Source organism: Pseudobdellovibrionaceae bacterium (genome assembly GCA_023898385.1).
Taxonomy (GTDB): Bacteria; Bdellovibrionota; Bdellovibrionia; order Bdellovibrionales; family UBA1609.
This window is the reverse complement of sequence record CP060220.1, coordinates 2,409,246-2,432,817: the sequence shown is the minus strand read 5'-3', so window position 1 is coordinate 2,432,817 and position 23,572 is coordinate 2,409,246. Positions and strand designations below refer to the sequence as shown.

Below are 23,572 nucleotides of genomic sequence, written 5' to 3'. Positions count from 1 at the left end.
GACATTTGACTAACTTGGGGTTGAACAGGACCATGAATTCCCATGATCGAAGGAACTGAGGGGTGGGGTATCAGTAGGACCATGCACCAAGATGTCTCCAGGCATAAGGACTCTAATTTGCTTCGGTAGAGGACGTTATACTGAAAACACAATAATGGCATCTAGCCCAGGTTCACGCTTTCAATGATTTGCCCATTGGCAATGGCCTTTGAAATCTTCAAATGATCCGGGTGGCCCACAACACGGGCCACTTCGGTCATGGGCTTGGGAGCGAAGTCTCTTAAACGCCGCTTTGAGCTCATCACGCGACTATGTTTTTCGGTGATTTCAGCGTCAGAAAGTTGCCCATCGGCCAAGGCTTTTTGAACAGCTTCCATGGCTATTGGGGGACTGTCGGGCTCGTTGCAGTAAAGAAGAATATCGCATCCCGCCTTTAAGGCTTGAACCGGTATTTTGGCCTTATCGTATTTGTTGGCCAGAGCTTTCATATCGAGGTCATCAGAAATAACAATGCCTCTGTAGCGCAGATCATCGCGCAAAATCTTTTTAAGAAATTTCTCAGAAAGTGTGGCCGGCCACTCAGCATCGACTTTTGGAAACATCAAGTGACCAGTCATCATCATTTCAAGACGGGCCCGCATGGCTTTTTTAAAGGGCACAAATTCGCGATTCTGCAAAGTAGACTCGTCAATATCTATAACGGGAAGGTCTTCATGAGAGTCCACTGAAGTGTCACCATGACCGGGAAAGTGTTTTGCACAAGGGATGATACCACTTTTGATGTACCCGCGAACCAGGGCAGAGGCAATTTTCGCCACAATTTCTGGATCGCTTCCTACAGCGCGATCGCCAATCACTGCATTGTCAGGATTAGAAAGCACATCTATGCAGGGTGCAAAGTCGACATTTATGCCCACACTGCGAAGTTCATTGCCCATGGCAAAAGCAAAGTTAAAGGCCATTGACGGAGAATCCAAAGCGCCCAATTTAGCAAGCGGTGGCCACTGAGTGAAAGGCGCTTTAAGACGGGCTACGCGTCCGCCCTCCATGTCCACAGCGATAAAAAGGGGAGCCTTGTCAGCCATGCGGGATTTTAAGCCGTTCAACTGTGTGCAGAGTTTGTGAAGTTGCTGGGGAGATTCGCAATTGCGAGCAAACAGAGTCACGCCACCGATATTGTTGTTAACAATAAAAGTTTCTTCGTCTTTTGTGAGTTCTGGCCCAGAAATACCAATTGATATGAGTTGTCCGACTTTACTATTCAATTAACACCACCCTGCTTACGTCCGTTTAGTGATAGGTCTTACTATTACAACATGAACCGAATTTTGTCGCAATCACCCCGTCTTAGTTCTCGACGCAGGTGAGGGACTGGCCCATGGGCCAGGTCTCGGTGAGCTTTATTTTGATTTCTCAGGCTTGCTTTTTATAGAAGCCCCTTTTCGATCGCCGGATTGTTTATTTTCAGCCAGGGCATGCACCTGACCGGAGGGCAAATTACCAAAAAGCGTTTTGATGTTTTTTTCCGAAAACGGAAACTTCGCAACGGCTTCATTGCGTGAGGCCACAAGCTGGGTTGCCACTTGTTGTGCCGGTGACTCAGTAGCAAGAACATGCCCGCGAGGGGTCATAAAGCTCACAAACTTTTGACCAGCAAAGGAGTTTAATATCTTGTAGGTGGACTGGCCCATATAGGCCTGTTCTTTTTCAATGAGGGCCTCACCCTTTTGCACTTCAGCACTCTCTTCTGCGACGGCTGAGAAATCATATTTTTTGCCGGGTGAGACGCCATTTTTTAGCATCAAGTAAGCTTGAAAAGTCGACAAGAAAGTTCCGTTGGGGAGTTCTTTTTGGACGTTGTTTTTCAATTTACCATCGTCAATGACGGCAGACATTTGATTACCCGCAAACTTGGCATCAATGGCTTTGATTTGATTATCAACTTGGCTTGTGTACTGATAAGAAACGGGCTTAAAACTTGTTGTGGATCTAGCTTTGAGGCTTTCAACAAATTGCCGGCCGGAGTTGTTTCCGCGAATATAGTAGGTCGACACAAATTGCTTATTTTTCTCATCTAGTTCATATCGTTGAATCACATATCCGGCGTGCACACCAGCCACGAGAATTTTTGAATAACCCTCAAATAGGACCTTAGCCTGGGCATTTACCGGAGACTGGAAAAGGGCGAGGAATACTGTAAGAGATAGAAAAAACCTGTTAAAATAGATTGTCCAGACCATTGTCGTGCCCTCCTGGCAACGTAAGGTTGGCGGATGTTTTCAGTTTGGTAGAAACTGACTGCAACTGTCAATGGATGGGCCCGACATTGAAGAAAGCTTCGGACGAAAGTGCCGCAAATAAAGGGTTTTGGGGGAAGACATAGAGCCAACACAGCCAGCACAACAGACGAACCAAATAATGCCGACGTTAAAAACAGAATCAACGTTGCCACTTGCTCGTATTCGCAACGAACAAGGGCAGATGGCTATTTTCGTGGCCATGATTTTTCAAGTTTTATTTGTGCTATTTGCCATGTCGATCAACGTCGCCCTTGTTGTACATGATAAAATCAACTTGCAAAATGCTGTTGATCTAGCGGCTTATTATGGAGCGCAAAAGCAGGCCGAGATTTTAAACGCCATAGCTCATCAAAACTATCAAATCCGCCAGGCGTGGAAGCTTCTGGCTTGGCGATATCGCGTATTGGGGACGATGGGATTAAGTAGTGGATCAGGTCTTCATCCCACTCGAGTTCCTGGTGTGCAAGGGGACGACTCCCAAGTGTTTTGGGAAATACCTGAACTTTGCGTGAGCTATCGCGATGTGTGGATAGATGGCGCTGCTGGAAATACGGAAAACCTTTGTCAAAAAAGGCAGGTAAATATTCCGGCAATTCCCTTTGTACCAATTCGAGCGCCTTTCAACGGATTCAACGCGGCACTATCTCAGATCTCGCAAAGTCTGCGTAACTCCTATAAGACCAGTTGCGAATTTCACGGCGCCAGAAACTGGGAGTTTGCAGCTACAATATTGCACGCGTTTCGGTTGGATCAGGCCAATCGCCGAGAAGTTTTATACGCGCTAGCGAGAAACCTCACTGCTCGAAATCAGTTAGTGGACATTCAAGGCGAGCCTGTTAGTAAAGGCGTCGAGAACACACTTAAAAAAAACCTCACCCATGGAAATGCCACGGGAGGCTTAGAGTTTGAATTTTACAACTCCCTTCAGGGAGTGGCCGAAGAAAGAGTGTTTCCGAAGATCGTCGTGTATCCCGAAATTGCCTATATGGATATTTCCCCCACGGCCGCGGATCAATGCAACACAGTTACGAATTTCATTCCTAATGGAAACGCGCAATCAGGTGCGGGAGGTCTACCGATGCGGGGATCGGCCCGAAACCTGGTTTTAAATCGTGCTGGCCAACTCAACGATGCCACTCGTATGTGGTATCCGCCGGAGAACCCTTATGCCCTAGTTACGGGGGTAGAGAAAAATCCCTGGGTAATGGCCTATGTGGGTGTGAAGGCGACAACCCGGCCGCGCCAATTGTTTTTTCCCATCGGCGATGGAGTGACCCTGACAGCGCGAGCCTTTGCTAAACCCTTCGGTGGCCGCATCGGACCCTGGTACGGGAGCACTTGGGCGCCGGGGGCGCCGGCCTCTTCGGGGGCACCCATCGACAGTCTATTGCCGCCTCGATTTATACCCGGTGTGACTTCAGACTACTCTACAACAAACCCGGCCCGCTTTCCTAACTATTCAAAATATCCAGGCGATGTGGTAGGACTCAGCTCCGTGTTGGCCCAAGACGGTTTGTTTTATCAAACCGGTATTATGGGCGGAACCAGTTTAGATTTTTTTGTGAACATTCAAGATCCCGGTCCCGCCTCGAAATTTGGAAACGATTTTCTAGCTTGGAGTCCGCAATCTGGTTGGCCGGCCGTGCGTGACTATGAAATTGCGGCCATTGCACCAGATTTATTTGATATCACCTACTATTCCATCGAGCCGGATTACACGGGTAACTATTACAACTATTTCATAGACCCAAAAGTATCGGCCAACTTGTTTGTAGAACCGCGAGTGCCACAGTTTTTTGTACGACCGGATCTTGGCAGTCGAGACGACGTTATGACAATGAATGTGCGTATGCAGATCGAGCGCGCCCGCGCCATTGGCGCTAACACTAATGTGGCAAAACAAAGCCTCCAACGGGATGAGGCATTTTACTTTGCGCAAGATATATCCCACCTTCTCACCGGATGGGTGCCAAATGATGAGTTTGGAGAATACGTGCAATTTCCAGAGCATCGATTTGGTAAATGTGATGTAACCATGCGCGATGTGCAGCCCTCCACACCGGGCATGTGTCCCCAAGCGGGTGGTCGGGTGGGGTATTCTGTGAAGCTCGTTTCGCGAGAATTTTTCGATGTGGATCAAAACCTGGGCAACAGCGTGGCGGCTAAAATTCTTAACCCACCTCCTAAGGGGTGGTAGTTTTTTTAAAATGCCTCGATCTCGTTAGAGATAAGTTGCAATGCACACGAAAAATAATAGCAAAACTTAATTGACCCTTTTGAGTATAAAAGCCATAGGCTAATTAGGCGGTGTCGCAAAAGCGACCCGCCTAATTAGCTCGAACTGTAGTGTTAAAATCAGAATGCCTATTATTAACCGCAAAGAGATAGACCATTTAAAACTATGAACTTAAAACAAGCAAAAACCGCACTCGCCCCAATGACTAACCTGCAAAGCCAAAAAAGTGGAGAGTTAGGCGACGACGAATACAACTGGCTCGTATCCAGGGCGAAAGCCGGCTTTGATGTGGTGATCAGTTGTGCCTCGCACGTGTCAAAAAGCGGCCAGGGTTGGCTCGGCGAACTGGCCTGTTACGAAGATCGATTTGTGCCGGGCCTTAAAAAGTTAGCAAAAGGCCTGCATCAGTATGACTGCTTGGGTATAGTTCAAGTTTTTCACGCGGGATATTTTGCAGATCAAGAATTAGTGCGCCCCAGATTGTCGGCATCAGAGGTAAGGCTTGTGGATCATATTCCTGCAGCCAAAGCCATGAGTGAAGCTGAAATTGAACAGGTGATTGATGATTTTGTAAAAGCCGCGCAAAGAATCGAGAAAGCAGGTTGGGATGGCGTAGAGATCCACGCCGCTAATGGATACCTATTTAGTCAGTTTCTAGGAAAACGATCAAATACGAGAACGGACAAATGGGGTGGCTCATTAGAAAATCGATTTCGATTGTTAAATGAAACAATAAAAAGGGTAAAGGCGAACACAAAAGACAATTTTATAGTGGGAGTCCGCCTATCACCGCAAGACAGCGAAAGTCGTCCCGTCGGCATAGAATTTAATGAAACGCTCGAGCTGATAACTAAACTTGAAGATTTGAATGTGAGTTACATCCACCTGTCAGCCTGGGATGTGTTCAAAAAAGACAATGACGGAGAGTACATGGTTTCAAAAGTTAAAAAAGCCATTGAAAATAAAACACCTCTTATGGCTGCCGGAGAAATTTGGACTCAAGCTCAAGCCCAAAAAGCCCACGAGCTGGGTATTGATATCGTGGCCATAGGTAAAGCCGCCATTACAACCCCAGACTGGCCCATTCGAGTCTACAAAAACGGAGACAACCCCGAGTTCACACCAGTGACTGAGGCTCACTTGAAGAGCGCCCATCTGGGGACAGATTTTATAAAATATATGAGCCGGTGGCCTGGGTTTTTGAAATAGAAACTTTGTATCATTAATCTGATGGTCGGAATAGTCAGGAATGGTTTTGAGTACTGGCCAGGCACGACGCGGAGTGCGAGTGGATAATCCAGTTACCCGTTGCTTGCTGATGCGCATCTCGATAGGATTCTTGCAAAAAGTTGAAGGTCCAACGGGTTCTACTCAGAAGGCCTAAAAAATTAATCTGACCTAGCTAGATTGGTGCTTGCTTGAAAACATCTTGGTTGTATTCAGTCCCTATTTGCCTTTATTTTTTTTCGCTGCCATTTTTTATTCCTCTTATTGAGATGTTCTCGTGGCTGAGTTTTCTGTTTGCCGTAGGGCTTTACATAAAAGAGGCATGGCAAACTAAAAAATGCCCCAGTTTAGAAATTGGGCCTGACGCGTGGGTATGGGCTTTCTGGGTGGCAATGATTTTGGGGGCTCTTTTTACGGAAGGCCTTCAGTTTTCAGAAAAAACCTACATCATTGGCGAAGGCCGATGGGTTTTGTTGCTGTATTCCACAGTTTTTTTATTGTCGCAAGTGAGCTGGAACCAAGAGCGAATGGTCAAAGTCTTTGGATCGCTGTTGCTTTTAGTGGCCCTGACGGCGTTAGGACAAACATTCACCGGAGTGAATCCATTTACAGATATTAAAATGATTGAAGTTCAGTCAGGTGGTGTTTCGTTTTTCAGGGCACCAGGAATGTATGACAATACCATGACCTATTCTTATTCTATGGCGCAGTGGTTTTGCTTTTTGTTTGCCATTTTGGTGACTTCACCAATTAAAAATCAACGGCTTAGAGCTTTTGTGTGGGTAGTTAGCGGAGTGCTCGGAATCAGTTTACTTTTGACCTTCACTCGCGGCGTTTGGGTATCGCTTTTTGGCGCGTTAGTGGTCATGGCCTTTTTGGCAAAAAAGAAATTGGCTTACACGATTATAGCGGTCACACTTGTCGTGGTTCCAACATTGATAGCAACGGTTCCGGCCTTCCATACAAAAATTGTTGGAGCTGTAGACAAATCAAATCTAGATAGAGTCAAGTTGTGGCGAGCCAATTGGTTGATGTTTACAGAAAACCCAGTGCTCGGAGTGGGTCATCGTAGAAACGAAAAAGTGGTTAAAGAATACTACGAAAAACTCGACATTACTGACGGCATTGTTGGTCACGCTCACAATACGTATTTGCAGATTTTGTCGGGTATGGGGCTAGCAGGGTTTATTGCCTATATAGGTATGTCGGTAAGTTTTCTTTTGGTCGCTTGGCGGCTTTGGTTATCATCAAAGCACGATGTGGGATGGGTCCGAACCATTGCCGTAGGGGCCATCGGGGCTCAGATTTCTTTACATCTCGGCGGATTGACGGAATCTAATTTTATTGACGGCGAAGTTAATCACACCTTTATCTTTGGAGTCGCCATGGTTTTGGCGTTAGCAAAAACGCCACTTAAACAGAAAACTTGGGGCTCTGATCATATTGGTTGAAGCTTTGAAGCTCCAGATCTTTATTGCTGACAATAAAAGACGAAACAGGCCACTTGATTGCCAGTTGGGAGTCGTCCCAGCGGATGCCGCCCTCGCCGTCAGCGCTATACAAAGCGTCTACTTTATATGAAACGTCGGCCGGAGTTTTACTGGTCACACAAAAGCCATGGGCAAAGCCCGCCGGGATAAGTAGACATTGGGGTATGCTGGCAGAGAGTGTGACACCCACATGCTGACCGTAAGTTTTTGATCCCTTTCGAATATCCACAGCAACGTCATAGATTTCACCGCTTGTGCAACTGACAAGTTTAGTTTGAGGCAATTCAAATTGATAGTGAAGTCCTCGAATTACGCCAGGGATCGAATTTGAAAAGTTATCCTGTACCCAGGTTAAATTGACGCCTAGATCAGAAAACTTTTTTTCATTAAATCGCTCAACAAAAAAACCACGAGAATCATGAAAGGTATCTAAAGTAATGAGTTTCACATCAGGTATTTCTAGGCTTTCAATTTTCATAGATTTTCTCCAAAACGCTTTGCAAAGATTTGTGCCAACTGGGCAGTTTAACTTTAAACTGCTGCTCTAACTTGTCGTTGTTCAAAACGGAATTTAAAGGACGTGTGGCCGCAGTAGGATATTCATCAGTAGTAGTCGGTTCGATATTTTTCACAATCGATGGAAACCCAATTTGTTTGGCACTAGCGAAAATGTCAGTGGCAAATTCATACCATGTGCAGTGATCAGACCCTGTCATATTATAAATCCCAGAGGGAAAGCTCGCCATACCCAGGGCCCTATCAATTGCTCTAGTTGTGGCCACGGCGATGTCACGGGCCGAGGTGGGACATCCGGTCTGATCATTAACGATTTTAAGAGACTCTCTTTCGGCACCCAGTCGCAGCATTGTTTTCACAAAATTATGTCCGTACTCAGAATAGACCCAGGAGGTGCGAAAAATTAGATGTTTTCCAAGGGCTTTCTCAATGCGTCTTTCACCCTCAAATTTGGTTTTCCCGTAAACATTGACGGGGTCTGGGAAGTCATCTTCACGGTAGGCACCACTCTTTTTGCCCGAAAACACATAATCAGTGCTGTAATGAACCATGGGTATGCCATGACTTGCACAGAAGTCCGCAATTAGGCCTGGCGCAATGGCGTTAATTTGTTGGGCCAATTCTTTTTCTGATTCTGCTCGATCTACAGCGGTATAGGCGGCAGCATTAATGACCATAGCGGGTTGGGTCGACTGAAGGGTATTAAGGATTGTGTCGGGCTTGGTAAAATCAGCCATCGCAGAAGAGGCGCCTACGGCCTGCGAGCCAAGAAGATCACACAAGTGTTGGCCCACCTGGCCGGTACTACCAAAAATTAATATGGGACGACGATTAGATAGAGCCATATTTTACAATTCGCCTTAAGTAATCACCATAAGACGAGCGCGGATAATTTTCAGCAAGCTCAGTAAATTGATCTTGAGTAATAAATCCCTTAATCAAGGCCACCTCCTCAACACAGGCGACCTTTAGACCCTGACGTTTTTCAATCGTTTGAACAAAAGTAGAAGATGTCAGAAGGCTGTCGTGAGTGCCCACATCAAGCCAAGCTGTACCACGTCCCATTTTAGTTACATTTAGTTCGCCTTTTTCTAAATAAGCTTTGTTAACGTCAGTGATCTCAAGTTCGCCTCGCCCCGAAGGAGTGAGGTGACTTGCAATATCAACCACCTTGTTGTCGTAGAAATAAAGCCCGGTGACGGCCCAGTTAGACTTTGGGTTTTTCGGTTTTTCTTCAATGCTCATTACCTTGTTGGTGGCATCAAACTCCACCACTCCAAAGTCTTCGGGGTTAGTGACATTGTAGGCAAAAACCCGGGCACCAGATTTCAATTTAGAGGCCTCTGATAGCTGATCAGAGAGTTTGTGCCCATAAAAGAGGTTGTCACCCAAGATAAGTGCCACAGGGTCACTGCCGATAAAATCAGCTCCAATAATAAAGGCTTCGGCGATTCCTTTTGGCTCAGGTTGTACGGCGTACTGGATGTTCAGCCCCCAAGTGCTGCCATCTTGTAATAGGCTTTGAATCATTGGCACGTCTCTAGGAGTGCTGATCACAAGAATATCTTTAATTCCAGCCAACATTAAAATCGACAAAGGGTAATAAATTGCAGGCTTATCATAAACGGGCAATAGCTGTTTACTGATGGCATGAGTTGTAGGGTAGAGTCGTGTGCCAGATCCACCAGCTAAGAGAATACCTTTCATCGGGATGTTTCCTTTATTGTCTTTAGCCACTCGCCGTTATCCAAATACCACGAAATGGTTTGTGTTAGGCCATCTTCAAAGTTGCGATATTTCCGAGTAAAACCCAATTGTTTCTCAGCTTTTGAATCATCAATGGCGTAGCGCCAATCGTGTCCTGCGCGATCTGTGACAAAACCAATTTGGTCTTCATAGGATTTGCCATCAGAACGAGCCTTTAGTTCATCTAGGGTGTGGCAAATTCGCTTCACCACATCAAGGTTCTTTCTTTCCGAATTGCCGCCGAAGCAATAGGTTTCACCCACTTCGCCTTTTTGCAATGCGAGCCACACACCTTGGCAATGATCTTCTACGTGAATCCAGTCTCGAACATTCTCGCCCTTTCCATAAACGGGCAGAGTCTCGCCATTCAAGGCGCAAGTGATCATTCTGGGGATGAGTTTTTCTGGAAACTGTCTTGGTCCGTAGTTGTTAGAACAATTTGTTACCAAGGTAGGTAGGCCGTAGGTGTGGTGCCATGCTCGAACCAGGTGATCGCCAGCTGCCTTCGAAGCCGAGTACGGAGAGCTCGGTTTATAAGGGGTCGTTTCTGTGAACTTACCCACATCACCCAATTCGCCAAACACTTCATCTGTGGAAACTTGTAAATACCTAAATTGAGATTGGTCGCTGTCATTTAAGTTTTGCCAATAAGCGCGGGCAGCTTCAAGTAAGGCAAAAACTCCAGTGATATTAGTGTCAATAAAAGGCCGGGGCCCTGATATTGAATTATCTACATGAGACTCAGCTGCAAAATTCACCAACGCCCGGGCTTTATGCTTGGTGAACAAATCAAATACGGCCTGTTGGTTACAAATATCTATTTTTTCAAACTGAAAAAGGGGATTGTTTTGATGGTTTTTCAAATTCTCTAATCGTCCAGCATAGGTGAGCGAGTCAATGACAACCACAGAGAGGCCCTTGTTCATTAACAGATCTACGAACGAGCTGCCTATAAATCCAGCTCCCCCAGTGACGATAATTGTGTTTTGTTCTTCAGGCATAATTGACACCCTATTTACGTAGTTTTTTTAAGATGGTACCACTGTGACCAGGGCAAGTTAAATTGAAACCCTCAAAAGACGAGGGCGGCATGGATGACCCTCCTCTTGGCCAAAATTATCCTTTCAACTTAACTCTCTAGAATGTATAAGGCGTAAATAGCGAGAGGGCGGTATTTGATGCGGGGCAGCCTCCGAACCTCTCGCAATTAGACCTACCATGATGAGGCATGAGTTGACGCCAAAGATCACCCTATCCATCGTTACCCACAACAACTCAGGGGTTGTGATGGAAACCCTAAACAGTCTTCTAAAATATCGGCCAGGAAATCTCACAGACATCTATGTGATTGATAACAATTCAACCGATGGCACTGTGGCTGCACTCAAAGGACTATCGGCTAAAGGCCTGCATATTATCGAAAGCCCAACAAATCTAGGATTTGGTGCTGCGCATAATTTGGCCATCAAGCAAGTAGAGAGTGTTTATCACATCATTTGTAATCCAGATATTCGGGTGGACTCTGATGTATTTAATGGTTTGGCAAACATAGCTGAAAGTGATCCGCAAGTGGGGATTTTAGTGACCCAGATGCGGGGTATCGACGGCGAACTTCAGTCTTCCAATCAGCAGCTACCCACAGTTTTGGATCTGTTTCTGCGACGTTTTTGGCCAAAATCCCTTAAATGGATGGTCAGAAAGCGGCTGGATTGGTATGAAATGAAGCACTTAGGCTACGACGTGAGCTACGGTGTGCAGAGTGTGTGCGGAGCGTTTATTTTTTGCCGAACGAGCGCACTTAAAGAAATTGGCGGCTTTGATGAGCGGTTTTTCTTGTACTTCGAAGACAAAGATTTAGGAATTCGCATGCGCCAGGCAGGATATAAGACTTTGTATGTCCCCGACGTGCAAGTGACTCATCTTTGGCAGCGGGCCGCCTATAAAAATAAAAAAATGTTACAGATACATTTGGTAAACGCCGCTAGGTATTTTAACAAATGGGGTTGGAAACTTTATTGATGGGATATAAAAAGATTGGTCTTGAAAAGTTTGATTATTTTTCAAGCGAAACCTATTTTTCGAACCGATTGCAATTTTTAGAAAAATTCTTGGGACAAGGCGACCAGGCAAAAGAGTCAAGCGCCTCAAACAGATTTTTGTATTTATTAACAGAGTCTAAAATTTCGGGAGAAGCGAAAATCGTAGTTTTATTCCTGTTATTTTGCGGTCGTTATCCCCGAATGGACGAAGTTAAATCATTGGAGCTGTTGGCGCTTCAGAACGATTTTTCAAGTTTAATATTGCACTTTATGAATTTGAACGAGGCGAGGACCTTAGTCTCAAATGGTTTTCCTTTGGTGCTTGCTGATATCAGTGATGACAAGATCTTAATGGACGTCACTCATACTTTTAGTTACCCATACAATAGTGGTATACAGCGGGTGGTACGAAAGCTGAGTGAATATTTAAGGGCGCCGGAGCCAAAAGTTTGTTTTGTTAAGTTTGGTTTTGTGGATCGTCGACTCTATTGCATGTCCGAGCAAGAGGTCGATCAACTTATTAGCTGGCAAAATCCAAAAGTAGAAGTCAAATTTAGAAATTGGTTATCTCGAAACAAATACCTTCGTATGGCTAAATTGATGATTAAAAAGTCAGAGCCATTATCTAGAATAGCCTTTCGAATATCATTTTGGCTTCAAAGTCGTGAATACACTTCCCGCAAGAAACAATCCTCTGGTGCAGTGAAGGTCAACACAATGGAAGTGCCATTTGTTTGGGGCAAGAAATTTTTAGTGCCAGAAGTAATAACAGACAAGTCACGTGTGGAAACCTTAAATTGTCTGTTCGCCCATTTTAATGTGGATTCCTCGATGATTGTTTACGATTTAATTCCTGTGTATCGTCCAGAATTTTGCGAGTTAATCAGTCGCGAGTTCGTCACGTATTTGAGCTTGTTACGATATGCAAATAAGGTTTCTTGCATAAGCACCCATGTAAAGTCTCAACTCGAGAGTTTTATTTCTAACATTAATTATGCCCACCACAGGAAACCAGTCATAGAGGCTCATTACCTGGGGGCTGATTTTTCGAAAGATATTGTCCATTCTGAATTAGTTGAGTCTCAAAAACCTTTGGTTTGTTGCGTTGGTTCGATTGACCCAAGAAAAAATCAAAGGGCAATCATGCGGGCTAGCGTTATGGCAATGGATGAAGGATGTCATTTTCGCCTATTGTTCGTTGGGAATCCTGGCGGAGAAAATGACGACTTTTTGCAAGAGATGGCTCAGCTCAAGCAGCGAGGATATGATATAGATATCAAATATTCAGCTTCAGATGAGGAGCTCAATGAAATTTATCGGGCATCAAAGTTTTCTATCTTTTGTTCCTTGGCAGAAGGATTTGGATTGCCCATAGTAGAATCTATTTACCACGGGAAGCCATGTTTAGCAGGGGACCGTGACAGCATGAAAGAGATCGGTGAAATTCTGGGTGGTTGTACCTTTGCGGATCCCGAATCAATTACAGATATTGCCAAAGAAATAAAACGCCTTTTTGAAGACCAAGATCTCTATAAAAGACTCTGCGAAGAGGCAGAGGTCGCAAAGTGGCCGACCTGGCAGCAGTATTCAAGTGAGGTTTTTGATTTTTTCTCGCGAAGTCAGTTTGTATCAAAACAGATGCCATTGAATAAGCAGACAAGTGCAGAGCTGAGGTAGGTAGACTCGTGGCCAGTAGAGTATTTGGTTGTTAAATATGAAGTCTTGGGCAGATAAGCTTTTTCGGGACACTTATAGCTACCGCCATGTAGTTTACAGTATCGTGAGGTCTACCCTCAAACAGAGATACCGTCGTTCAATATTGGGCTTTATGTGGACGGTTTTGGCGCCACTGTTGCACTACCTAGTGATCGGAGTTGTGTTCTCCGCTGCGAACAAAATACAAATGCAGAATTATTTTGTCTTTATGTTCACGGGTGCGGTGTATTTCAATGTAATTTCTGGGGTCACGGTCAATTCGACCATGGCATTTATTGGCAATGAGCATTTCATTAAGAAAATATACCTGCCAAAGTTAATTTATCCGCTGAACGTGGTATCAATCGAGTTAGTTAATTTTCTTTTAAGCTTTGTGGCGCTAGTGTTGTTAGGAATTTTGTTTGGTCGCCTTCATTTTTCGCCCGCATTGTTTTTCTTGCCCCTGCCCATAGTTATTTCATTTGGATTTTTTTTGGGAGTGTCCACTTTGGTTGGGATTATGAGCGTTTATTTTCGAGACCTAATGCATATCATCCCCACAGTAATGCAGGCAGCATTCTTTTTGACGCCAATTCTGTATCCTATTGAGCTGTTGCCCACTCAACTTCAATTTATAGTGAAGCTGAATCCTTTTTACTATTTTGTGAACTGTTTTCGAGATCCGATTATGTATCAGAGGCTGCCAAGCGCCTTTGATATGGCCGTGTTGACGGGTGCGTCAGTGGTGAGTTTGATTTTGGGAATGTACTTCCTTTATAAATACGACAACAAAATCGTATTTAAACTTTAAGAAGGTCATTGTGTCATCAGTCGGTCCACATTTTCAAATAGCACTCAAGAATGTCGGTCTGGTTTATGACTTGTATTATGACAAGACCAACAACCTTAAAGAGAGACTGATCAATGCGATTTTGAAAAGGAAGTATGTTTCCGAAAAAGTCGGCAAGTTGCATGCGCTAAAGGGAATAGATCTTGAGATTCATGAAGGCGAGCGGCTAGGCATCATCGGCCTAAATGGTGCGGGTAAAAGTACTCTTTTGAAAGTGATATCTGGAATACTAAAACCATCAGAAGGAACGATTTCAGTTTCTGGTCGACTGCAGCCCCTTATTGAAATAGCTGCGGGCTTTGACCCAGAAGCGACGGGCAGAGAAAACATTTACCTAAATGGCTATATGCTGGGGTTCTCAAAGGAACAGATCACATCTAAAGAAAAAGAGATTATAGATTTTACGGACTTGGGCCACTTTATTGACGTACCCGTAAAGTATTACTCTTCGGGCATGTCTGTAAGGCTAGCGTTTACTATCGCGACGACAATTGACCCAGAAATATTAGTTTTCGATGAAATGCTTGCGGCGGGTGATGTAGATTTTATGCGCAAAGCACGGGCAAGAATGGATGATTTGATTATGGAAGCAAAGATTCTAATTCTTGTCAGTCACGACGTTGGGATGATTCAAAAGCTAACTAACCGAGTGATTGTGTTAAAAGACGGATGCATTGTATTTGACGGTAAAACTCGAGAGGGAATCGACTACTATTTTGACAGGGTGGCGCTGGGTGATTCAACAAATGTTGGCGATGAAAAAAAGAAGCCCAAACTCGTTCTTGAGAAATCAGGTTTGAAATTTAATAGTCTTGCGGTTCTTTCTGAAGAAAATAGTGTTTCGGTAATACCGCCCAGAGCTGGCGTCAGTTTTGAAATGGAGTTTTCAAACTCCGATGAGTTTAGTGAAGTGTTCGTTAATTTTCTTGTATTGGACAAAACAGAGAACGTATCAATTCACTTGCGGAATGATTTTCAGGGCGTAGATTTTGACGACGTCATGCCCGGGCAGTATAGCGTTCGGGTTTCTCTTGATCAGTTCCCCCTGAAATCAGGGAAGTATCAGGTGTATTCACGGCTGGTGGGAGTAGCCCGGGATGGCGGTCAGGTAATCATTGATTCTCCGAAGTTGGCCCTAGAGGTTTCGGGAGAAGAAAAGTATGATCAATTTTTAGAGCAATCGTGGAAGATAGAATCGGTGGCAAAATAATGTTTAAATGGGAAGTGCTTACGAACAGATTCTTTCGCAAAGATGAATCATTGAAAGAGCCTCGGAGATGGTTTGGTCAATTTGATCCGCCCCTTGATCAGGTTTTATACAATCGCTACTTTTTTAGATATAACCGAGCGGGTACGTATATTGAATGTGGAGCCTTCGATGGGATTATCGATTCTACATGCTATTTTTTTGAAAATACGTTGAAGTGGAATGGTTTAAATATAGAAGCATACCCAGATTTGTTTAAGCGGCTTGCTGAGAATAGACCAAATTCTAAAAATGTATTTGGTGCGCTCTCGAGCTCGACTGGGCGCTCGAGGTTTACTCATGCTGTGCATCCTGTTCATGGTAATAATTTTGGCAATGGCTCTCTAGCGCACACGGATGTTCACATGGCGTCGCTTAAACAACAAAATTGTGAATTGATTGAAGTAGAAGTTCCCACGACCACTTATCAAGATTTGATTAAAAAATATGGCCTAAAAAAGATTGATTTGTTTGTTCTAGATGTTGAAGGACATGAGGTTTCAATTCTCGAAACATTGACTATTAACGATGTGTTGCCTTTGGTTTTTTGTATAGAAACAGGACATGTCGATAGCAGGGCGGTAACGAATATCTTAGAGCCTTTGGGCTACCGTTATGACGGGGGAAGCTACGTCAATTCGTTTTTTCTCCATGAGAAATATAACTATTTTGGTGACTAAGGGGATTTGTATATGCCACTTCGGCGACCTCGGATGTATTGGGCCTGTACCCATGTGACCTTGAGGATGACAGAAGTGCCGTTGCTTTTAGAAGCCGGATTCGAGGTGGTGCCTGAAGAGGTCAACATTGAAGCCCTCAATTACAAGGAATCTCTAGATTATGATAATCCAAGTTCGCCGTTTTATCCAAATTGGGAAGATGGCTGTACACTAGGTATTTCAGAGCGAATATTTGCGAGGCGGTCGCGGCTCAGTCAAAGAAGAGGCGTTTTTTCAGAAGAGGAACAGTTATTTTTTAATGCTAATTTCGATGTCATCTACTTAGCCACAGACTTATCAACGGCAATTACCATAGCAAGTTGGTTCAAGGGCACGGTTATTTATAGGTATTTTGGCACGTTTGGAAATCTTAGGCCTCTATCAGAAATTCTAGAGCCCTTTGATGACCTGCCGCCCAATCTTTTGTTTGTGCCTATATTTCAAACCCTATTGGAATTACCGGGAGTAGAGCGATTTTCGAGAACCATCACTTTGCACGGCACCGTAGACTCCGAAAATTTTAAGAACCAATGGTCTATCACAAGTACGGCGGACAGTGTATCTACTGTGATCGGCAATATCGGTGTTTTTGACGATGCGACCAGAGAAGCTCAAACATTAAGTGAATCTCAAGTTGCTAGGAATCTTAAAATCTTTGGAAAGAACCAGCTTGGTGAAGTGCCTGACTCAATTAGATTAAAAACAATGATTGTTGGGATGTTGCCCAGAGATGAATTCATGCGTCAGTGGTTGAAGTCGAGACTGTTTATTTACTGGCATCGCAGTAACTATCATATGCACTATACACCACTTGAGGCGATTTGTGCGGGGATGCCTATCCTTTTTAGCGAAGAGAATCCGCTTTTTCGTGAAAACCTATCGCTAGGGTTGTCGCGTGAAGATTTAAATGAATTGGGTGCGTGTGTTGATATTGAGGAGCTTGAAGAGCGAGTTAAAATTTTGTTGGAGGACTCAGACAAAGTGTTGGGCCTCGCACGGGCTCAAAAAAAGTTATTGACGCCGTTTTCACGTTCAAATGTTTTAGAGGAGGCGAGCGCCCTATTGAAAAATGTAAATGTTTCTCGAACGGATAGCGGCAAAAGCATTTCCCCGGCAATGGCCGCCAAAGCACTCGTTCCTTGCGCGGCCGTAGCAGAAGATTTTTACAAATTGAGATCCGGAATTGCAGAGAAAAAAGGGGTCGAATTATACCTCGCTGATTTCGCCGCATCGGCTAACTTTGAGTTAAGGGGCCCAAAACCTTTTGAGAAAATCTTGGGCGAAAAGCACCCCCAAGTGGCCCTCGATCCAGGGGAAGATTATCTGCGGATAATAATGGGGCGACCGGGGGAAAGTTTGGCTGTTAGTGGACTATTTCAATTAAAATGCACCGTATTTTCTCTTCGTCGGGGCGTTTTAGAAGTGATTGTTGAACAGTGGAAGAACAACAAAATTATCGATCATACAGCATACTACCCGCGCTATGGGGGTGCTTTTAATAGCGTAGAGTCCTTTGATCTAAATATTCCAGAAAATGTTGATGCCCTAGGGATACACATAAAGAATTTGGGGCAGTACAGGGTTTTCGTAAAGAAACTGAAATTTAATAAATCTTAAAGGATTTGGCTTTAGCGCCCATCAAAAGATTGCTGTCGGCTACCGATTTCAGTGCCACAGTGCCGGCTGCAATTTTCACTCGTCTGCCGACCGAGATTCCGGGGACGATCGTCGAGTGTGTTCCCATAAAGCTTTCAGATCCAAGCTGTGCAAAGCCATTCAGAGTGGCGTAGGGCGAGAGCACGGAAAATTCACCAACGTGGGCGTCGTGAGCCACAGATGCATAAAAGTTGATCAATGCGAAATCATCGACTTGAGCATTAGGGCTAACAAGCGCGAAGGGGCAAACTACAACGCCTTCCCCGAGGCTGGCTGTAGGAGACACTACGGCCGAATTGTGGACAAAAGTGTAAAACTTGGCACCGCGACTCTTGAGAAAATTTGCTACATTTACTCGAACATCCATATGGCCAATTGCTAGTACAAAGCGATCATTATCCGTGGGTACATATTCTTTTTCTGACCCGAGTATGGGCTCTTCAATATCAAAACCCTCTAAATCTTTTGGATTTGGCGAGAGAAATCCTTTGATTCGCAAGTCAGAGGGAAGACCGTCTTTGAGCCATGCATAGACTTCGCGAGCGAAACCACCGGCTCCAACAATTACAATATCAGTTGTGGCCACTTGCGCTTTGTCCTCTCATCTTCTTAAATCGACCGCCATGAAAGCTGTGGTCCTCGAGAATTATTTTCTGAGGTATTTTATAGGCAGGCAGTTTATCTTTCAAAAACTTCTTCATGCGCACTCGAAATTCTTTTTGTGTCTCCTCACTGTTGAGGCGAACTCGGGCCGTCACTATGTGACCCATAATTGCATGGGGTTCACCAGCAACAGCCACGTCCAACACGCCATCCATTTCTTGAAGCGCGCCCTCAACCTCCGCCGGGTACACCTTTTCACCACCGATATTTATAATTTCAGATTTTCTGCCTAGAAATCGAAAGAAATCACCTTTTACTTCTACAACATCGCCTGTTTTAAACCAACCGTCTTCAGTGAAAGGACTTGGGGCATTTAAGTATCCCATCATAGCTGCTTTAGCTTTGATTTCAAGCATCCCATCTCGGATCCGGGTTTCATAGCCCTCACCACCAATTTTTACCCATAGAGAATCAGAAGACTCTGATTTAGATCGCAGAATTCCCACTTCGGATAGGCCATATGTTTGTTGCATAGTCACTTGAGGAAAGGCAGCGCGAAACCGAGTGAGTGTAGACTCTGGCATCATTTCCGTACCATATGTCACCAACTCTAAGCTTGAAAAATCTTTGTCCTTATAACTTTCGCTCAAAAGCAGAAGATTCAAAAAAGTCGGCGAAGTCGGAAGTATTTCGGCTTTGTATTTTTCAATGGCGGCGCATACGTGTTCTGGCGTGCGATCACTGACTGTAATTGCACAGCCGCCATTAGATAGCGAATACATTATAGTATTAAAACCTCCGATGTGATCGAACAAAAGAAAAGTGAGGATGCGCTTAGATTTGCGAGGCACCTTAAATTTTTCAAGAAGTGGTACAAGGTCATGTACGGCAGCCTTACTCTTGCCGGTAGAGCCTGAAGAAAATAAGATGAGTCCTGGATGGTTCCGACCCTGAAGCTCCTGGAGTAGTTGGTGGTCGACTTTGTGACCGGTCCCTTGAAAGGAAACATCATCATTTGCTTTAATCTCAACCACATATTCCACGTTTGCAATTTCGCGAAACTCGTCTCGTTTGTCTTTTACGGAATCGGTTAACGGGACAATGACGTTTCGATTATCAATAAGGGCCAGCAGCATGGCTACACTGCTTGGCGAAAAATCAGCCTCCAATGAAACTATGCTGCCAGGGCGAATATTGTGGTTGGCGAGGCTACTTTGATGAGACCTAATTAAATCAAGCAGGTCCCCGTAACTGTAGGCTCTATCTTGCCACACGAGTGCATCATTCTTAAGGTTTGATTCAAATTGATTTAGCAGGAAGGTAATCAAGATACTCCACCTAGGTAAATTTTTTGTCCAGTTATAAAGCTGCTACGGTCGCTTAGAAAGAAGTCGATAACGTTGATAACATCATCAACGGTGCCCATTCTTTGGATAGATTGTTTCAAAAGAAGATCATTGATTTTTTCTTTGGGCACAGCACGAATGAGGTCGGTGTCAATTGGTGTCGGCCCAATGGCATTCACTGTAATCCCAAAGCTACCAAGTTCTTTGGCTAAGATTTCTGTTAGAGTTCCAACAGCAGCCTTTGACGATGCATAAACGGATTCGCCATCGAGTTGTAGGGGGACAGCAACGGTTGTAAAATTAACGATGCGACCTACTTTATTGCGTCTCATAAGTTTTGCGGCTTCTCGACAAAATAAGAAGGTACCAACGAAGTTTGTGCTCAGCACCTTTTCAACTGTTGAAAGTGGCGTTAACAGGCTATGGTTCATCGATGCTATTCCAGCATTGTTTATTAAATTATCGAGTCGCCCAAACTCCTTGCGAATGAAAGTAAAAATTCCAGAAACAGCTTTTTCGTCGGCGACATCCGCAAGAATATGTTTATAGTTTGGCAATTCGAAATCAATTGGCGATCGGCTGCATCCAACAACCATGTGACCTTGTTTTACAAAATGCTCAGCCAACGTGCGGCCAATGCCTTTTCTGGTTCCGGTTATTAATGTGACTTTGTTTTGAGTCATGATGCAGAGGCGTTAATCAGTTGAAGAATGTAGTTTGAAAGCGAGTCTACGTTTTTGAACGGACTTTTTGTTTGCGACATGGCTTTCTCATCAGCCAACGAAACAGAAACATCGTATTTTTCAGAAAGAAGATTTTCAATTTCAACTATTAGTGAAACAAGCCCTAGAGAATCAATTTTTGAATCTTTTCCGAAAAGTGGCAATTCTGGGCTGAGCTGTAGATCTTCACCATTAGCGTCATTATATTCTTCAATGGCGGGACCAATTATTTGTTCAATAATTTCTGCTTGATTCACAATTTTCCTCCGAGTTCTTTTTTTGTCGGCCTTACTAACGGCCGATATGGTATTTCAAGCGATCAGTAACAAACTGCATGTCTTCGCGCGAAAGGTGGGCATGGGTAGGTAGGCTTATGCCACGTGCTGCAAGTTTTTCAGCCACAGGAAACTTTCCTGGGGTGTCTTGGTAAGGGGGCATGACATGCATAGGGTAAAACACGGGCCGAGTTTCAATCCCATCGGCAGCCATCAGCTCCATGACTTTATCTCGACTCTGGGTCACTTTGTCGGTCAGGGTTACCGAAAACATCCAAAAGCTATGCACGCTATTGCCATCTTGACCTTGGGGCACAACAAAATCTTGCAAATCACCCAAGAGTTCTGAATACGCCAAAGCCACTTCTTTACGCTTTTGTAGGTGCCAGTCGATTTTTTCTAATTGTGCAACTCCAACTGCAGCCTGCATATTCGTCATTCGATAGTTGTATCCGATGACAGGAAACCAATATCGTCTATTTGGATCCATGCCTTGACCTCTGTAAAGGCGCATTTTTTCGGCCAAGGCCGCGCTACCCGTTGAGATCATGCCGCCTTCGCCAGTGGTCAGCGTTTTGTTTCCAAAAAAGCTAAATGTGGCACAATCGCCGAGACTACCTACAGGCTTCCCTTTATATGAAGCGCCAAGGGCCTCAGCGGCATCTTCTAGTACGAATAATCCATGTCTCTTAGCTATTTCATTAATGGGATCCATGTCGCATGGCTGACCATAAAGATGGACCACCATTATTCCTTTTGTCCGAGGTGTGATTTTAGATTCAATTTCTTTAGGGTCCATGTTCCAAGTTACGGGGTCGCTATCTACGAATACCGGTGTGGCTTGGCAATATTTTATGGCGTTGGCGCTAGCAATGTAAGTCAACGTCGGGCCAATAATTTCGTCTCCGGGTCCGACGTCAAAAGCCTTTAGTGCGAGGTGCAGCGCTACTGTGCCATTAGCACAGGTCAAAGCATGCTTGGTTTCAACTGCATGGCTGAATTTCTCTTCAAATTCGCCAACAAACTTCCCAACAGAAGAAATCCAACCGGTTTCGATACACTCATTGAGGTACTTCTTTTCATTTCCGACAAAGCTAGGGATTGCAATAGGAATATTTCTCATAAATTCTCTTATTATTACCTGGAAAAATTCAACATTTTGATTACCCTAGCGATATTTTCAAGTCAAAATCAATATAGGTTGGGTTTACCCGTAGGCAGGCGTACTGAAGTGCCTTAGCCAGGCGCGTTGTCTCAATGGGGTGCCGCAACAAAGAGTGTTGACAGGTTCACATTGGGCGGTGACAACCGGGCAAATTGTAAAGGCGGGTATGGGCATTCGTGTTATAGGCATTTGGGCGGCATTTGAGCATGAAGTCTCGTTCGAGCGAGAAGGGATATCAAAGTATATCCTCTACCTTTCAAAGGCCCTTTTGGAAATCACTGATATAGAAATTGAGTTTTGGTGTTACGATTTTAATCGCCAGGGTCTCACCAAGATGCTCGCAGAAGCGATGGCTGCTCCGGAAAATCGGGGGCGGATCCACATACGGACACCAGAAATCGTAGCTTCTAATTTGGCAGAATCACAAGAAGCGGACAACGCTACAGAGGTTGAGCAAGCCACGCGGCCCCGAAATAAAATACAAAGGTATTATCGCCATTTTTTCAAGTATCTGTTTGAGCGAGCTGTAGGGTCAAGGAGTCGAATTCAATGGTTGGCGGTGAAGACGCTGTTTACGCTAAATCGGGTCGGCTTTTTTGTTCTAGCTCATCTTCGGGGCAAAAAAAAATTGCTCGTTTTTGTACTAGCAGCGGCAGTATTGCTAAATATTGTGTTTGGATTTTGGATTATGGTGGCGTCGATCATGCCAATGCTATTATTGGTATCACTCGGGAGAAAGCTTGCCCATTTTTTGTATATGAACAAATTTGGCGATCCGACTCTTGCCCATTTGGCAAAAGAGTTTTCTCGGGCAGAAGTTTTTTTGATTCCCTATATCGGCATAGGCAATTCAGTCCACCTACGGTTCCCTAAAGTGATGGCCCTCCATGATCTTTCGGCATTTCAGTACATCAGAAAGTTCTTAGAAAGTGGATTCCCGTTTGAGGTCATTTCGGAACAAAATATGATTACCTATGCTGTTGCAAACAGGTTGGCCAAGCAGGGGTGCTATTTTGTAAGCAACAGTGAATATGTAATGAAAACTCATGGGCTGGGAAACATCCCATCCCTTCGCCCCTCAGCGGCGGATTTTGTATATTTGCCGGTTAATGTTGCCGGAGCAACTAATGTAGAACCGGAGACATTATTTAAGCGGCATGGAATAACTAGAAAGTTCATCTTTTTTCCAAGCCAGATTCGACCCTATAAAAACACTTTGAATCTGTTAAAAGCTTTTGAGCGGGTCGTGGAAGGCGGCCAAGACTTGGAGCTCGTATTGACAGCATCAAATTGGAAGGGTGATCCCAACGTGGCGGCACATATTGAGCAGTCAAGTATTCAAAATCATTTGATATTGACAGGTAATGTTTCGGAAGAAGACCTATTTGCTTTGCACAAGCATGCGGAATTAACGGTCGTCCCCACACTTTTTGAGGGCGGTTTGCCATGGCCGGCGCTCGAAGCTTGGCACATGGGTACTCCAGTGGCTATGTCAGCAATCCCACAAGTGCTTGAAAGAATGCGATTTGTCGGGGTAGAGCCCCTCGAGTCGGGTGTCGCGCTGTTTGACCCATTGGATGTTACAGATATGGCGGAAAAAATTCTTTCGGTGTTAAAAGACCCCAAAGCCGCCTTTTCTAGCCAGCAGGATTTAGCCTCTCGCCTGGGGCAATACACATGGAAAGATGCTGCGCGAAAATATGAGAGCATTTTTGACAATCTAGCTGCAAGGGCCCATTAG

At 44.6% G+C, this 23,572-nt stretch carries 21 protein-coding genes; 10 read left to right on the top strand and 11 right to left on the bottom strand.

From position 1 onward, the window contains the following. Positions 1-161: 161 nt before the first annotated feature. Positions 162-1,265 (bottom strand): beta-N-acetylhexosaminidase, encoded by a 1,104-nt coding sequence (gene nagZ / locus H6626_11055; GenBank protein USN46741.1) that lies wholly within the window; start codon positions 1,263-1,265, stop codon positions 162-164. 135 nt (positions 1,266-1,400) lie between these two features. After that, complete coding sequence (locus tag H6626_11050) at positions 1,401-2,240, bottom strand: hypothetical protein (protein USN46740.1); 840 nt, start codon at positions 2,238-2,240, stop codon at positions 1,401-1,403. Positions 2,241-2,418: 178 nt separating this feature from the next. On the opposite strand from H6626_11050, the gene H6626_11045 reads away from it, so the two are divergent. The 3 genes from H6626_11045 to H6626_11035 all read left to right on the top strand — a co-directional run bounded on the left by H6626_11045 (position 2,419) and on the right by H6626_11035 (position 7,214). Further along, positions 2,419-4,497 carry a Tad domain-containing protein gene (locus H6626_11045; GenBank protein ID USN46739.1) on the top strand — a complete coding sequence of 693 codons (2,079 nt, stop codon included), beginning with the start codon at positions 2,419-2,421 and terminating at the stop codon, positions 4,495-4,497. A gap of 204 nt (positions 4,498-4,701) precedes the next feature. Next, complete coding sequence (locus H6626_11040) at positions 4,702-5,745, top strand: NADH:flavin oxidoreductase (protein ID USN46738.1); 1,044 nt, start codon at positions 4,702-4,704, stop codon at positions 5,743-5,745. Between the two features lie 404 nt (positions 5,746-6,149). Then, a complete protein-coding gene (locus tag H6626_11035) occupies positions 6,150-7,214 on the top strand; it encodes an O-antigen ligase family protein (GenBank protein ID USN46737.1) in 1,065 nt (354 codons plus the stop codon). Here the strand turns inward: H6626_11035 and rfbC are convergent. From rfbC to rfbB, 4 genes are read right to left on the bottom strand one after another with little or no spacing between them, the layout of a single operon-like run. Next, positions 7,177-7,731, bottom strand: a complete 555-nt coding sequence (rfbC, locus tag H6626_11030; GenBank protein ID USN46736.1) for a dTDP-4-dehydrorhamnose 3,5-epimerase — start codon at positions 7,729-7,731, stop codon at positions 7,177-7,179. The genes H6626_11035 and rfbC overlap by 38 nt on opposite strands. After that, positions 7,721-8,614, bottom strand: a complete 894-nt coding sequence (rfbD, locus tag H6626_11025) for a dTDP-4-dehydrorhamnose reductase (GenBank protein USN46735.1) — start codon at positions 8,612-8,614, stop codon at positions 7,721-7,723. The genes rfbC and rfbD overlap by 11 nt, the downstream gene beginning before the upstream one ends. Continuing rightward, positions 8,601-9,476 (bottom strand): glucose-1-phosphate thymidylyltransferase RfbA, encoded by an 876-nt coding sequence (gene rfbA / locus H6626_11020; GenBank protein USN46734.1) that lies wholly within the window; start codon positions 9,474-9,476, stop codon positions 8,601-8,603. Before rfbA ends, rfbD begins: the two co-directional genes overlap by 14 nt. Next, complete coding sequence (gene rfbB / locus H6626_11015; protein ID USN46733.1) at positions 9,473-10,516, bottom strand: dTDP-glucose 4,6-dehydratase; 1,044 nt, start codon at positions 10,514-10,516, stop codon at positions 9,473-9,475. The genes rfbA and rfbB overlap by 4 nt, the downstream gene beginning before the upstream one ends. A gap of 286 nt (positions 10,517-10,802) precedes the next feature. Between rfbB and H6626_11010 the strand changes: the two genes are divergently transcribed. From H6626_11010 to H6626_10985, 6 genes are read left to right on the top strand one after another with little or no spacing between them, the layout of a single operon-like run. Continuing rightward, positions 10,803-11,534: a glycosyltransferase family 2 protein gene (locus tag H6626_11010; protein ID USN46732.1), complete on the top strand. Its 732-nt coding sequence runs from the start codon at positions 10,803-10,805 to the stop codon at positions 11,532-11,534. Next, entirely contained in the window at positions 11,534-13,231 is a 1,698-nt protein-coding gene (locus tag H6626_11005) for a glycosyltransferase (protein USN46731.1), read from the top strand. The genes H6626_11010 and H6626_11005 overlap by 1 nt, the downstream gene beginning before the upstream one ends. A gap of 37 nt (positions 13,232-13,268) precedes the next feature. Next, a complete protein-coding gene (locus tag H6626_11000; protein ID USN46730.1) occupies positions 13,269-14,060 on the top strand; it encodes an ABC transporter permease in 792 nt (263 codons plus the stop codon). 10 nt (positions 14,061-14,070) lie between these two features. After that, positions 14,071-15,309, top strand: a complete 1,239-nt coding sequence (locus H6626_10995; protein USN46729.1) for an ABC transporter ATP-binding protein — start codon at positions 14,071-14,073, stop codon at positions 15,307-15,309. Next, the gene (locus H6626_10990; GenBank protein ID USN46728.1) at positions 15,309-16,025 is read left to right on the top strand and encodes an FkbM family methyltransferase; all 717 of its coding nucleotides are present in this window, start codon (positions 15,309-15,311) and stop codon (positions 16,023-16,025) included. Before H6626_10995 ends, H6626_10990 begins: the two co-directional genes overlap by 1 nt. 12 nt (positions 16,026-16,037) lie before the next feature. Next, positions 16,038-17,681 carry a hypothetical protein gene (locus tag H6626_10985; protein ID USN46727.1) on the top strand — a complete coding sequence of 548 codons (1,644 nt, stop codon included), beginning with the start codon at positions 16,038-16,040 and terminating at the stop codon, positions 17,679-17,681. On the opposite strand, the gene H6626_10980 is transcribed toward H6626_10985, so the two are convergent. The 5 genes from H6626_10980 to H6626_10960 are packed head-to-tail and all read right to left on the bottom strand — an operon-like array spanning position 17,668 to position 21,789. Further along, positions 17,668-18,306 carry a NeuD/PglB/VioB family sugar acetyltransferase gene (locus H6626_10980; GenBank protein USN46726.1) on the bottom strand — a complete coding sequence of 213 codons (639 nt, stop codon included), beginning with the start codon at positions 18,304-18,306 and terminating at the stop codon, positions 17,668-17,670. The two genes, H6626_10985 and H6626_10980, sit on opposite strands and share 14 nt — an antisense overlap. Further along, positions 18,293-19,654 (bottom strand): long-chain fatty acid--CoA ligase, encoded by a 1,362-nt coding sequence (locus H6626_10975; GenBank protein USN49008.1) that lies wholly within the window; start codon positions 19,652-19,654, stop codon positions 18,293-18,295. Before H6626_10975 ends, H6626_10980 begins: the two co-directional genes overlap by 14 nt. Further along, the gene (locus H6626_10970; GenBank protein ID USN46725.1) at positions 19,648-20,352 is read right to left on the bottom strand and encodes an SDR family oxidoreductase; all 705 of its coding nucleotides are present in this window, start codon (positions 20,350-20,352) and stop codon (positions 19,648-19,650) included. Before H6626_10970 ends, H6626_10975 begins: the two co-directional genes overlap by 7 nt. After that, a complete protein-coding gene (locus H6626_10965) occupies positions 20,349-20,648 on the bottom strand; it encodes a hypothetical protein (GenBank protein USN46724.1) in 300 nt (99 codons plus the stop codon). Before H6626_10965 ends, H6626_10970 begins: the two co-directional genes overlap by 4 nt. A gap of 34 nt (positions 20,649-20,682) precedes the next feature. Continuing rightward, complete coding sequence (locus tag H6626_10960) at positions 20,683-21,789, bottom strand: DegT/DnrJ/EryC1/StrS family aminotransferase (GenBank protein ID USN46723.1); 1,107 nt, start codon at positions 21,787-21,789, stop codon at positions 20,683-20,685. A 154-nt stretch (positions 21,790-21,943) separates the two neighbouring features. On the opposite strand from H6626_10960, the gene H6626_10955 reads away from it, so the two are divergent. Next, the gene (locus H6626_10955) at positions 21,944-23,572 is read left to right on the top strand and encodes a glycosyltransferase (protein USN46722.1); all 1,629 of its coding nucleotides are present in this window, start codon (positions 21,944-21,946) and stop codon (positions 23,570-23,572) included.

Coding starts and splice junctions, on each gene's coding strand:
- H6626_11050 (USN46740.1), bottom strand. CDS start 2,240: ATGGTCTGGACAATCTATTTTAACAGGTTTTTTCTATCTCTTACAGTA.
- H6626_11045 (USN46739.1), top strand. CDS start 2,419: ATGCCGACGTTAAAAACAGAATCAACGTTGCCACTTGCTCGTATTCGC.
- H6626_11040 (USN46738.1), top strand. CDS start 4,702: ATGAACTTAAAACAAGCAAAAACCGCACTCGCCCCAATGACTAACCTG.
- rfbC (USN46736.1), bottom strand. CDS start 7,731: ATGAAAATTGAAAGCCTAGAAATACCTGATGTGAAACTCATTACTTTA.
- rfbD (USN46735.1), bottom strand. CDS start 8,614: ATGGCTCTATCTAATCGTCGTCCCATATTAATTTTTGGTAGTACCGGC.
- rfbA (USN46734.1), bottom strand. CDS start 9,476: ATGAAAGGTATTCTCTTAGCTGGTGGATCTGGCACACGACTCTACCCT.
- rfbB (USN46733.1), bottom strand. CDS start 10,516: ATGCCTGAAGAACAAAACACAATTATCGTCACTGGGGGAGCTGGATTT.
- H6626_11010 (USN46732.1), top strand. CDS start 10,803: ATGGAAACCCTAAACAGTCTTCTAAAATATCGGCCAGGAAATCTCACA.
- H6626_11005 (USN46731.1), top strand. CDS start 11,534: ATGGGATATAAAAAGATTGGTCTTGAAAAGTTTGATTATTTTTCAAGC.
- H6626_11000 (USN46730.1), top strand. CDS start 13,269: ATGAAGTCTTGGGCAGATAAGCTTTTTCGGGACACTTATAGCTACCGC.
- H6626_10990 (USN46728.1), top strand. CDS start 15,309: ATGTTTAAATGGGAAGTGCTTACGAACAGATTCTTTCGCAAAGATGAA.
- H6626_10985 (USN46727.1), top strand. CDS start 16,038: ATGCCACTTCGGCGACCTCGGATGTATTGGGCCTGTACCCATGTGACC.
- H6626_10970 (USN46725.1), bottom strand. CDS start 20,352: ATGACTCAAAACAAAGTCACATTAATAACCGGAACCAGAAAAGGCATT.
- H6626_10960 (USN46723.1), bottom strand. CDS start 21,789: ATGAGAAATATTCCTATTGCAATCCCTAGCTTTGTCGGAAATGAAAAG.